Source organism: Pseudomonas sp. Eqa60 (assembly GCF_018326405.1).
Taxonomy (GTDB): domain Bacteria; phylum Pseudomonadota; class Gammaproteobacteria; order Pseudomonadales; family Pseudomonadaceae; genus Aquipseudomonas; species Aquipseudomonas protegens.
In genome coordinates this window covers 5,788,341-5,799,880 of sequence record NZ_AP024342.1, presented here as the reverse complement: position 1 = coordinate 5,799,880, position 11,540 = coordinate 5,788,341, and the positions used below count along the sequence as shown (strand labels likewise).

The 11,540-nt window shown below is 62.3% G+C and carries 13 protein-coding genes; 6 read left to right on the top strand and 7 right to left on the bottom strand.

Features of this window, described 5'->3' with window-relative positions; translation table 11 throughout:
• Positions 1-2: 2 nt before the first annotated feature.
• From KI242_RS26210 to KI242_RS26195, 4 genes are all read right to left on the bottom strand, one after another.
• Positions 3-938 (bottom strand): MerR family transcriptional regulator, encoded by a 936-nt coding sequence (locus tag KI242_RS26210; protein WP_019095046.1) that lies wholly within the window; start codon positions 936-938, stop codon positions 3-5.
• Positions 939-941: 3 nt separating this feature from the next.
• A complete protein-coding gene (locus KI242_RS26205; RefSeq protein ID WP_103289290.1) occupies positions 942-1,892 on the bottom strand; it encodes a DUF523 and DUF1722 domain-containing protein in 951 nt (316 codons plus the stop codon).
• 120 nt (positions 1,893-2,012) lie between these two features.
• Positions 2,013-2,228: a TIGR02450 family Trp-rich protein gene (locus tag KI242_RS26200; protein ID WP_077934751.1), complete on the bottom strand. Its 216-nt coding sequence runs from the start codon at positions 2,226-2,228 to the stop codon at positions 2,013-2,015.
• Complete coding sequence (locus KI242_RS26195; protein ID WP_011063390.1) at positions 2,225-3,211, bottom strand: FAD-dependent oxidoreductase; 987 nt, start codon at positions 3,209-3,211, stop codon at positions 2,225-2,227. Before KI242_RS26195 ends, KI242_RS26200 begins: the two co-directional genes overlap by 4 nt.
• 194 nt (positions 3,212-3,405) lie before the next feature.
• Here KI242_RS26195 and KI242_RS26190 point away from each other — a divergent pair, with 194 nt between their 5' ends.
• Positions 3,406-4,314 carry a TIGR01777 family oxidoreductase gene (locus tag KI242_RS26190; RefSeq protein ID WP_212805672.1) on the top strand — a complete coding sequence of 303 codons (909 nt, stop codon included), beginning with the start codon at positions 3,406-3,408 and terminating at the stop codon, positions 4,312-4,314.
• An 8-nt stretch (positions 4,315-4,322) separates the two neighbouring features.
• A complete protein-coding gene (gene hemH, locus KI242_RS26185; protein ID WP_212805671.1) occupies positions 4,323-5,348 on the top strand; it encodes a ferrochelatase in 1,026 nt (341 codons plus the stop codon).
• A 58-nt stretch (positions 5,349-5,406) separates the two neighbouring features.
• Here hemH and KI242_RS26180 read toward each other — a convergent pair whose 3' ends face one another.
• Positions 5,407-6,681 (bottom strand): uracil-xanthine permease family protein, encoded by a 1,275-nt coding sequence (locus KI242_RS26180; RefSeq protein WP_011063387.1) that lies wholly within the window; start codon positions 6,679-6,681, stop codon positions 5,407-5,409.
• Between the two features lie 2 nt (positions 6,682-6,683).
• Positions 6,684-7,322: a uracil phosphoribosyltransferase gene (gene upp / locus KI242_RS26175; RefSeq protein ID WP_011063386.1), complete on the bottom strand. Its 639-nt coding sequence runs from the start codon at positions 7,320-7,322 to the stop codon at positions 6,684-6,686.
• A 164-nt stretch (positions 7,323-7,486) separates the two neighbouring features.
• Between upp and KI242_RS26170 the strand changes: the two genes are divergently transcribed.
• The 4 genes from KI242_RS26170 (at position 7,487) to KI242_RS26155 (ending at position 9,457) form a co-directional block, all read left to right on the top strand.
• Entirely contained in the window at positions 7,487-8,044 is a 558-nt protein-coding gene (locus KI242_RS26170; RefSeq protein ID WP_011063385.1) for a hypoxanthine-guanine phosphoribosyltransferase, read from the top strand.
• Positions 8,045-8,047: 3 nt separating this feature from the next.
• Positions 8,048-8,521, top strand: a complete 474-nt coding sequence (locus KI242_RS26165; protein WP_041119829.1) for a WbuC family cupin fold metalloprotein — start codon at positions 8,048-8,050, stop codon at positions 8,519-8,521.
• A gap of 99 nt (positions 8,522-8,620) precedes the next feature.
• A complete protein-coding gene (locus tag KI242_RS26160; protein WP_053153731.1) occupies positions 8,621-9,106 on the top strand; it encodes a hypothetical protein in 486 nt (161 codons plus the stop codon).
• Positions 9,107-9,169: 63 nt separating this feature from the next.
• The gene (locus KI242_RS26155; protein ID WP_011063382.1) at positions 9,170-9,457 is read left to right on the top strand and encodes a PA4642 family protein; all 288 of its coding nucleotides are present in this window, start codon (positions 9,170-9,172) and stop codon (positions 9,455-9,457) included.
• Positions 9,458-9,524: 67 nt separating this feature from the next.
• On the opposite strand, the gene mqo is transcribed toward KI242_RS26155, so the two are convergent.
• Positions 9,525-11,036, bottom strand: coding sequence for a malate dehydrogenase (quinone) (gene mqo / locus KI242_RS26150; RefSeq protein WP_212805670.1), 1,512 nt, complete (start codon positions 11,034-11,036; stop codon positions 9,525-9,527).
• Positions 11,037-11,540 lie beyond the last annotated feature (504 nt).

Sequence of the window (11,540 nt, the reverse complement as noted above, 5' to 3'; positions counted from 1 at the left end):
GATCAGAAAAGTCCTCGCTCGAGCAGTAGCTGGCAGGCCGCTATCGGGTCCTGGGCCAGGTACAGATCGGCGATTTCAGTGGTACATACGGACCACTGGGCGGGGTGGATGCACACCGCGGGTCCGACGATGAATTTTTTGCAGGCCACGCCGCTGAGCAGCCTGGGCAACTGGGCGGGGTTGAGTGCCTTGCCGGAATACAGCAGCAGGCCCCGGGCCTGCAGGCGTTCGGTGGCCAGGGCCAGTTCGCCGCCGGGCAGCGGCCAGTCGAAGACCTCCACCGGGCAGTCGGCGTTACTGGCCAGCCAGGCGGTGAGCCACAGGTGCGGCTCCAGTGGCAGGTCCGACTGGTTGACCAGCAGCAGCGGGGCGCCCTGCACCTGGCGGTTGTTGTGATAGATCCGGGCGCCGAGCTTGCTGCGCAGCCAGGAATAGAAGAACACCTGTTCCATCTGGCTGCCGAACTGGCCTTGCCAGCGTTGTTGCAGTTCCGCCAGCAGCGGCATCAACAGGTGCTCGCACAGGGTCCGTGGCGGGTACAGCGCCATGGCCTGATTGAAGGTGTCGTCGACCTTGCGCTCGGCCAGCTGGCTGATGGCCCGGGCGAGGGCGGCGCGCAGGTGCAGCCAGTCATTCTCCACCTGGGGGCTGGAGCAGGTGTCGCTGTCCAGCAAGGGCTTGACCTGGCTCACCGCAACCCCTCGATTGAGCCAGGTGAGGATGGTCAGGATCTGCTGCACCTGCTCGCTGGAATACAGCCGGTGGCCCTTGGGCGTGCGCCGGGGCACGATCAGCCCGTAGCGGCGCTCCCAGGCCCGCAAGGTGACTGCGTTGACACCGGTCTGGCGCGCCACCTCGCGGATCGGCAGCCAGCCCTGTTCCTGGCAGTCGGTATCCGGGGCGGTGTCTTCGTCGACCGCTGGGGGGAAGAGTTTCATGGCTCAGATCGCGTTGCGCAGGCTGAGGTCTTCGGGGTGCGGCTGCAGGTACAGTTGCTGGGCAATGTAGGGATCGGGGTTCTGGCGCAAGTGGTGCTTGAGCAGGGTCAGGGGCACCACCAGCGGCACGATGCCCTGGCGGTACTGGTTGATGAGGCGCTGCATTTCCTGCTTGTCCTCGCTGCTGATGGCCCGCTTGAAGTAGCCACTGATGTGCTGCAGCACATTGCTGTGGGTGCCACGGGTGGCGCAGCGGCTCAGCGCTTCCATCAACTGGCTGAAGTAGCGTGGGCCGATCAGCGTCGCATCGCCCTTGCCCATGCTGCCCAACAGATTGCCCAGGGCCTTGTACTGTTCGGGGTGATGGGCCATCAGCAGGTATTTGCAGCGCGAGTGGAAGTCGGTGAGGGCGCGGCGGGTCAGGCCTTGCTTGAGCAACGCCTGCCAGTCGCGATAGACGTAGACCCGGGTCAGGAAGTTTTCCCGCAGTACCGGGTCGTTCAGGCGTCCGGCTTCTTCCACCGGCAGATTGGGATGCTGTGCGCAGAATGCCTGGGCATAGATTCCCCGGCCGCCGTTTCGGTGGGGAATGCCGTTGGCCTGGTACACCTTGACCCGCTCCAGACCACAGGATGGTGAGTTCTGCATGAAGATATAGCCACAGATATCGTCTACCTGGGCCGCCATGCGCTCGCCATATTCCGCCAGGGGCAGGGTGACATCCAGGCTGGCATCCACGGTGCCTACGGCCCGGGGTTGCTCGGGGTCGCCGACCAGTCGAATAGGTTCGCGGGGGGTGCCCATGCCGATTGCAACTTCCGGACACAGAGGCACGAAATCGAAGTAGTCACTGAGTACTCGGCTGCACAGGCGAGACTCCTTGTGCCCACCGTTGTAGCGGACCTCGACGCCCATCAGGCAGGCGCTGATGGCAATTTTCGGCTTGGCGGACATGGTGCAACCTCCGGGGTTTACCTGTACAAAAAAGTAACGCTGTACAACTTTTCTTCATCATAGAATTAAAGTTGTACAAGTCAAATTATTTGTATAGGTATTGCCTGGTAGGTTGTCGGGTTATTTCCAGCCCATTCGCCAGTCGCTGTCGTTGAGCAGGGTTTGCCAGCTCATGCGCTGGCTGCGTCGGGTGAGTACGGCTTGCAGTTCGATGTCCAGCACAGTGCCTTCTTCGTCGCAGAAAAGCTCAGTGACCAGGAAGTGTTTCTCACGGCGTTGCGGGTGGGCTGCTGTCCACTTCGACAGCAGCAGTTTGCGCGGGTTGAGGCGATTCACTGCAGGCTCTCGTGGAGCCGGCGCGCGGCCTCCTGCCCGCTCAGCCAGGCGCCTTCGACGCGGCCGGACAGGCACCAGTCGCCGCAAACGTACAGGCCCAGATCGGCGTCGGCCAGGGCGCCCCATTCATGGCTGGTGGCCGGGCGGGCGTAGAGCCAGCGGTGGGCCAGGCTGAAGGTGGGGGCGGGCATGACGCTGTGCAGCAGCTCGGCGAAGGCACCGTGCAGTTGTTCGGTCACGGCTTCTTTCGAGAGGTCGATGTGCTGCCGGCTCCAGGCGCTGGTGGCATGCAGGACCCAGGTGTCGAGGTGGCTGTCGCGCCCGGGCTTGCTGCGGTTGCGGGCCAGCCAGTCCAGCGGGCTGTCCTGGACGAAGCAGCCTTCCATGGGGGTTTCCAGAGGGGTATCGAAGGCCAGGGCGACGGCCCAGGTCGGGTCCATTTTCACCCCGGCGGCGACACCCGCAAGCTTCGGCGCGGCGGCCAGCAGGGCAGTGGCCTGTGGTGCCGGCGTGGCGATCACGACGTGGCTGAAAGGGCCGTGGGTGAAACCTTCGGCGTCCTGCAGATGCCAATGCTGTTCGCCGCGGAAGACTTCGGTGATGCGGCAGGCGAAGTGGGCCTCGAGGTCGCCGATCAGCGCGCGGGTGATGGCGCTCATGCGGGGAGTGCCGACCCAGCGGGTCTGTTCATCCGGCGAGGGGCTGAGCTGGCCGCCGTGGGAGTTGTAGAGTTGTGGCGTCCATTCGGCGACCCAGCCCTTGGCTTGCCAGCGCTGGACTTCGGTGACGAAACGACGGTCACGGGCGGTAAAGTACTGGGCTCCCAGGTCCAGGCTGCCGGCATCGCTGCGTTTGCTCGACATGCGCCCGCCGCTGCCGCGGCTTTTATCGAAAAGGTGGACGGTATGCCCGGCATCTCGTAGCGCCTGGGCGGCGGAGAGTCCGGCGATGCCGGTACCAATGATTGCGATGGGTACTGTCATAGGGGCCTCGTTTACCTTTCTGTACAGATTACGCCGCCGCCAAAACCTGTACAATATTGTTTTTTGGTATAGCTTTCGGCGTCATCGGTTGTTCAGGTTGTCTATCGTTAAAACACAGCCTGTCCGATTGAAAAGATCCCTGCTTATAAAAATAGACTAGTGATTCGGGTAAAACGCCACGCGAGGAAGATGTCATGCATATATTGCTGACCGGCGGTACTGGTTTGATCGGGCGTGCCCTGTGTCGTCACTGGCAGGCCCAGGGTCACCAGTTGAGTGTATGGACTCGCCAACCCGATAAGGTTGCCGCCCTGTGCGGTCCCCAGGTGCGGGCTGTCAAGACGCTGCAAGAGCTGGACCAGATCCCGGTGGACGCGGTGATCAACCTGGCCGGGGCGCCGATCGCCGATCGGCCCTGGAGCCACAAGCGCAAGGCGCTGCTTTGGCACAGCCGCATCGCCCTGACCGAAACCCTGCTGGCCTGGCTCGAAAGCCGCGAACACAAACCCGGTGTGCTGGTGTCGGGCTCGGCGGTGGGCTGGTACGGCGACGGTGGAGAACGGGAACTGAGCGAGGATTCGCCCCCGGTCAACGAGGACTTTGCCAGCCAGTTGTGCATAGCCTGGGAAGAAACTGCCCAGCGCGCCGAAGCCATGGGCGTGCGTGTGGTGCTGGTGCGCACCGGTTTGGTGCTGTCGCCCGAGGGCGGCTTTTTGTCGCGCCTGCTGCTGCCCTTCAAGCTGGGGCTGGGCGGGCCGATCGGCAACGGCCGGCAATGGATGCCGTGGATTCATATCGACGATCAAATCGCCCTGATTGATTTTCTTGTGCATCAGCCTGGGGCACAGGGTCCTTATAATGCCTGCGCGCCAAAACCGGTGCGCAACCGCGAGTTCGCCAAGACCTTGGGGCGGGTGCTGCACCGGCCCGCACTGATACCGCTGCCGGCGTTTTTCCTGCGCCTGGCCTTGGGTGAATTGTCGTTGCTGTTGCTGGGAGGCCAGCGTGCCGTTCCCGCGCGGTTGCTGGAAGCGGGTTTCACTTTCCGGTTCACTGATTTGCCTGCGGCCCTGGATGCCTGTGTCCAGCCGCCTCTGAAATAGGACGTTGCATGACCGATCACGCGTTGCTCCTGGTCAACCTGGGTTCGCCGGCTTCCACTTCGGTGGCGGACGTGCGCAGCTACCTCAACCAATTCCTCATGGACCCTTATGTGATCGACCTGCCCTGGCCGGTCCGACGTTTGCTGGTGTCGCTGATCCTGATCAAGCGGCCAGAGCAATCGGCCCATGCCTACGCGTCGATCTGGTGGGAAGAGGGTTCGCCGCTGGTGGTGCTCAGCCGGCGTCTGCAGAAGGTAATGAGCGAGCAGTGGAAGCAGGGGCCGGTCGAGCTGGCGATGCGTTATGGCGAACCTTCGATCGAGTCGGCGCTGCTCAAGCTGGTGGCACAGGGACAGAAGAAGATTACCCTGGCACCACTTTACCCACAGTTCGCCGACAGCACGGTGACCACCGTGATCGAAGAGGCCAGGTGCGTGGTGCGCGAGCGCAAGCTGGACGTGCAATTCAGCGTGCTACAGCCGTTCTACGATCAGCCTGAGTACATCCAGGCCCTGGCGGCCAGCGCCAAGCCATACCTGGCCCGGGAGCATGATCATCTGTTGCTCAGCTTTCACGGCCTGCCGGAACGCCACCTGACCAAGCTCGACCCGACCGGCCAGCATTGCTTCAAGGACGCCGACTGTTGCCGCAATGCTTCGCCGGCGGTGCTGGCCACCTGTTACCGCGCCCAGTGCATGCGCACCGCATCGGCTTTGGCCGAGCACTTGGGATTGGCGGATGGCACCTGGTCGGTGTCGTTCCAGTCTCGTCTGGGACGGGCCAAGTGGATCGAGCCCTACACCGAGGCGCGGCTTGATGAATTGGCCAAGCAGGGAGTAAAGAAAGTCATGGTGATGTGCCCGGCATTTGTCGCCGACTGCATCGAAACCCTGGAGGAGATCGGTGATCGCGGTCGCGAGCAGTTTCGCGAGGCGGGAGGGGAGGACCTGGTGTTGATCCCTTGCCTGAATGACGACCCACAATGGGCCAAGGCCTTGAACGCCTTGTGCGAGCGAGCGCCGCTGGCGTTGTAAATAGCTTCGCCGGCAAGCCGGCTCCTGCGGGGGAGACAGCTTGCCGGCGAAGGGTTCTCTAGATCAACGGCTCATCGGCCTTCTTGTTCTTCCAGCCGTCGTTCCCCGGCAGCACCAGGTTCAGCACGATGGCGACAACGGCGCACAGGGCGATGCCTTTGAGGCCGAAATCATCCGGACCGGTACCGGTTCCCACCAGCACGCCGCCAATGCCGAACACCAGGGTCACCGAGACGATCACCAGGTTGCGGGCTTCGCCCAGGTCGATCTTGTGGCGGATCAGGGTGTTCATCCCCACCGCAGCGATCGAGCCAAACAGCAGGCAGAGAATCCCGCCCATCACTGGCACCGGGATGCTTTGCAGCAGCGCGCCGAACTTGCCGATAAAGGCCAGGGTGATGGCGAAGACCGCCGCCCAGGTCATGATTTTCGGGTTGTAGTTCTTGGTCAGCATCACCGCGCCAGTGACTTCGGCGTAGGTGGTGTTGGGCGGCCCGCCGAACAGGCCGGCAGCGGTGGTGGCGATGCCGTCACCGAACAGGGTGCGGTGCAGTCCGGGCTTCTTCAGGTAGTCGCGGCCGGTGACGCTGCCGACCGCAATCACGCCACCGATGTGCTCGATGGCCGGTGCCAGGGCGACCGGGACGATGAACAGGATCGCCTGCCAGTTGAACTCCGGTGCGGTGAAGTGCGGCAGCGCCAGCCAGGGGGCGGCGGCGATCTTCGCGGTGTCCACCACGCCGAAGTAGAACGACAGGGCAAACCCCACCAGCACGCCGGAAATGATCGGCACCAGGCGAAAGATGCCTTTGCCGAACACCGCGACGATCAGGGTGGTGAGCAGCGCCGGCATCGAGATCATCATCGCCGTCTGGTAATGAATCAGCTCGCTGCCGTCACCGGCCTTGCCCATGGCCATGTTGGCGGCGATGGGGGCCATGGCCAGGCCGATGGAAATGATCACCGGGCCAATGACCACCGGCGGCAGCAGGCGGTCGATGAAACCGGTGCCCTTGATCTTCACGGCCAGGCCGAGAAAGGTGTAGACGAAGCCCGCCGCCATTACCCCGCCCATGGTCGCGGCGAGGCCGAACTGGCCCTTGGCGAGAATGATCGGGGTGATGAAGGCAAAGCTCGACGCCAGGAAGACCGGCACCTGGCGCCCGGTCACCACCTGGAACAACAGAGTCCCGAGACCCGCCGTGAACAGCGCCACGTTCGGGTCGAGACCGGTGATCAGCGGCATCAACACCAGGGCACCGAAGGCCACGAAGAGCATCTGGGCGCCAGACAGTACCTGGCGCCAGAGCGGATCGTTGAACTCGTCCTGCATGATCAGGAATCCTTCTGCTTGGTGCCGAAGATCTTGTCACCGGCATCACCCAGGCCAGGAATGATGTAGCCATGCTCGTTGAGCTTCTGATCGATGGAAGCGGTGTAGATGGTCACGTCCGGGTGCGCCTGCTCGACGGCGGCGATGCCCTCGGGGGCGGCCACCAGGACCATGGCGCGGATGTCACGGCAGCCGGCCTTTTTCAACAGGTCGATGGTGGCGACCATGGAACTGCCGGTGGCCAGCATCGGGTCGATGATCATCGCCAGGCGCTCGTCGATTTCCGGTACCAGTTTTTCCAGGTAAGTGTGGGCTTGCAGGGTTTCCTCATTGCGCGCCACGCCTACGGCGCTGACCTTGGCGCCCGGGATCAGGCTCAGCACGCCTTCGAGCATGCCGATGCCGGCACGCAGGATTGGTACCACGGTAATCTTCTTGCCGGCGATCTTCTCGACCTGGACAGGGCCGCACCAGCCTGGAATCTCGTAGCTTTCCAGGGGCAGGTCTTTGGTGGCTTCGTACGTCAGCAGGGCACCGACTTCCTGAGCGAGCTCGCGAAAGTTCTTCGTGCTAATGTCTGCGCGGCGCATAAGGCCAAGTTTGTGTCGGATCAGCGGATGGCGGATCTCACGGATGGGCATAGGGAAAGGCTCCGGCGGCGGGCAAAAAAAACGGCCTAGATTAATCTATCCGGGGTTGTTGTCCTATAGACATAAAGTACGTTAGTCCAGAAACGCTTGATCTGACCGGGCCGGATGCGTACCTTTGCCCGCTTTTCCGAAACTGCCACCCCTTGGAGAGCGCCATGTCCGCTGATCTCGAGCATATCCGTCAAATCATGCGCGAGGCTGACTGCCTGTACACCGAAGCTGAAGTCGAGGCGGCCATCGCCCGGGTCGGTGCACAAATCACTGAAGAACTGGCTGAGCGCAATCCGGTGGTGTTCTGCGTCATGAACGGTGGCCTGATCTTCGCGGGCAAGCTGCTGACCCACCTGCGCTTTCCCCTGGAAGCCTCCTACCTGCACGCTACCCGCTACCGCAACGAAACCAGCGGCGGTGAGCTGTTCTGGAAGTCCAAGCCGGAAGTCTCCTTTATCGACCGCGACGTGCTGATCATCGACGACATCCTCGATGAAGGTCACACCCTGGGCGCGATCATCGACTTCTGCAAACACGCCGGCGCCCGCGCCGTGCACACGGCCGTGCTGATCGACAAGGACCACGACCGCAAGGCCCGTCCGGACCTCAAGGCCGACTACATGGGCCTGCCTTGCGTGGACCGCTACGTGTTCGGCTACGGCATGGACTACAAGGGCTACTGGCGTAACGCTGCCGGCATCTATGCCGTCAAGGGCATGTAAGCGATGACCGGGCCGAGCTTTCTCGATCAAGCGTTGTTCAGCGACCTGGCTGAGAAAGCCGCGGCCAACCCCCGCGGTCGTCAGCACCACAACTTCCATGCCATGGAAGAGCCTTGCCACCGCATGGCGGTGGGGCTGCAACCCTCCACTTATGTTCCGCCGCATCGCCACCTGAGCGCTGACAAGGCCGAGACCCTGCTGGTGCTCAAGGGGCGCCTGGGCGTGCTGATTTTCGATGAAGCGGGCCAGGTCCAGGGCAAGCGGGTGCTGCAGGCCGGCGGCGACTGCGTCGGTGTGGACTTGCCGGCCGGGGTTTTCCACGGCCTGGTGGTGCTGGAGCCCGACAGCCTGATGTTCGAATGCAAGGCCGGCCCTTATCGCCCAGTGGGCGAGGGTGAGCAGGCCAGTTGGGCGCCCCGTGAAGGCGAGCCCGGCGTGGCCGAATACCAGGCCTGGATGCGCGCCCACTTCGACTGAACAGGCCCGCGCCAGAGACAGCGGCCTACCGTCGGTAACGGTGCAAGATTTGCGGTAAAAACCCGTGCTAGAGTGCTCGGCCCTTGTCTGGAGCCTGTCATGAGCCTGTTGATTCGCAGTAGCGCGGCCCTTCTTCTGTGCTTGAGCCTGCCCCTGGCAGCCGCCCCGGCCCCCTTGCACGGGCAGTTCCTGCCTCCCGATGATCTGACCCTGCGCGACAGCGTTCCGCAACAGCAGCAGTTGTTGCAGGTCACCGAGTATTCGGTGGTGATCGGCAGCCAGCGCCAATCGAACCAGCAACCGATTCCCGTGACTTCGCCAGTGTGGGTGAGGCTCAAGGGCAAGCCGTTGAACAAGGGCGCCACCATCAGCCAGGTGCTGGTGAACTTCGACGGTGAAAGCAAAAGCCTGAAAAAGCCGCAATTCGATGCCAAGAGCCGGACCCTGACCCTGTATTACCCGCTGGCCCAGTACCGAGCGGTGATGGACCTGTTGCGCAATGACACGGTGTATTGCCAGTTCCTCAGCTATGCCAACGGGCACATCTGGGCTGACCTGCATACTGGCAGCGTGCGTTCGCGTTGAGGCCATATGCGGGCTGGAGGTAAACTGCCCGCCCCGTGAAATGTCTGCGAGCTGGAGTCGGCAATGCGTAAAGATAAGAAACAAGTGATTGGTGACGAGATCAGCGACGAGCAGATCAAGTTGTTCCTCGATTTCGAGCCGGTCGATGCAACTTCGCCGTCCCTGCACAAGCTGATCAAGGCCTATCGTGGCCTGCGCATCGATGATTTCGAACGCTTCCTGACCTTCTTCGTCGAAGCTGGTTTCGACCTGGATGGCAAGGATGAGCACGGCCAGACCTTCGTCGACCTGATCCGCGATCAGCGCAACGCCGCCGACTACATCGAGCTGATGGACAACGCCCGCGGCTGATCTTCTCGCCAGGCATAAAAAAACGCCCCGTCCTGCGAAGGACGGGGCGTTTTTCATTCAGCGCGGATCAGGCGCAGCTTTCGGTTTCCTTGCTTGGCTCGACCAGCTCCAGGCTCAGGTTGTTTTCGCTGTTGATCTGGTGGTACAGCGTTGCGTCGGTTTCCAGGACCTTTTCCCGTGCCGGGAAGATTTCCTTGAGCTTGGCAGCCCATTCGCCGCTGGCCTTGGCCGGGAAGCAGCGCTCGATCAGCTCCAGCATGATCGAAACGGTCACCGAGGCACCTGGCGAGGCGCCGAGCAGGGCGGCCAGAGAGCCGTCCTTGGCTGCCACCAGTTCGGTACCGAACTGCAGGATGCCGCCTTTCTTCGGATCCTTCTTGATGATCTGCACCCGCTGGCCGGCCACCTCCAGGCGCCAGTCCTCGGCCTTGGCCTCGGGGTAGAAGCGGCGCAGGGATTCCAGGCGCTGCTCCATGGACTGCATGACTTCGCTGACCAGGTACTTGGTCAGGTCCATGTTGTCCCGGGCCACGGCCAGCATCGGGCCGATGTTGCCGGCGCGTACCGACATCGGCAGGTCGAGGAACGAGCCGTGCTTGAGGAACTTGGTGGTAAAGCCGGCATAAGGCCCGAACAGCAGGGACTTCTTGCCTTCGACCACGCGGGTGTCCAGGTGCGGCACGGACATCGGTGGCGAGCCCACGGCCGCCTGGCTGTAGACCTTGGCCTGGTGCTGCTTGACTACTTCCGGGTTGTCGCAACGCAGCCACTGGCCGCTCACCGGGAAACCGCCGAAGCCCTTGCTTTCCTCGATGCCCGAGGCCTGCAGCAGGGGCAGGGCCGCGCCACCGGCGCCGAGGAACACGAACCTGGCGTCGACTTCGCGGGTACTGCCGCTGTTGACGTCCTTGATGCTCACGGTCCAGCAGTTGGCCTTGTTGCGCTTGAGGCCAGTGACACGCTTGCAGTACTTGACCTGGGCATCGGGAGCGCTGGTCAGGTGCTTGAGCAACTGGTTGGTCAGGGCGCCGAAGTTGACGTCGGTACCGTTGAGCACGCGAGTGGCGGCGATGGTTTCGTCCGCTGGGCGGCCCGGCATCATCAGCGGCATCCACTCGGCCATCTTGGCCTTGTCTTCGGTGTATTCCATGTCCGCGAAGGCATGGTGCTGGCTCAGTACTTCAAAGCGCTTCTTGAGGAAGGAAACGCCTTTTTCGCCCTGTACGAAGCTCAGGTGCGGCACGGGGCTGATGAAGGACTTGGACGAGCCGAAGGTGCCTTTCTTGGTCAGGTAGGACCAGAACTGCTTCGACACCTCGAACTGGGTGTTGATGTGCACGGCTTTCTTGATGTCGATGCTGCCATCGGCGGCCTGTGGCGTGTAGTTCAGCTCACAGAGGCCGGCGTGGCCGGTACCGGCGTTGTTCCACGGGTTGGAACTTTCCGCGGCACCCGAATCCATCAGCTCGACGACTTCCAGCTTGATCGCGGGGTCGAGCTCTTTGAGCAGTACAGCAAGGGTGGCACTCATGATGCCGGCCCCGACCAATACGACGTCTACTGCTTCGTTATGCGCCATTAACGCGTCTCCAAAATCTGCAGCACCAAATTGACGGCATGGCTGCCAGGAGTGACGGGGCGGTTCACGTAATGCCCCAGGTTACCCATGGCCAGGATCGCCATGTCCGAATCTTCGCAATTTTTTGCAACTACCACGGACGCTGCCAACCGGGCCTCAAGGTGCGTATGAACGCATCTCGGGGAGCCTCGGGCAATTCGACTTATGGTCGATACATCCGCTCGTGCAACCAAATCCGTCAGCGGACAGGCTTCAAGCACCAGTTCTTGAGGAGTGCTCGGTCCTGTGTAATCGGGCTGTTGTAGAGGCCAATGGTGCCAGTTCAGACGCAAAACTATTCATTTGCTCGCCACACTCTTGTGAAGTTGTGAAAACCCGTTTTTTCACGCTCTTTTGAAGACGTGAACCTCAAAAAAGGGCTGCCTCAGCCTGGCACCTGGCCCGCGCGGTGATGCCGGCAAAGGATGCGGGCACGACGGGCAAACAGCTTTAAGTGGCCGAGCA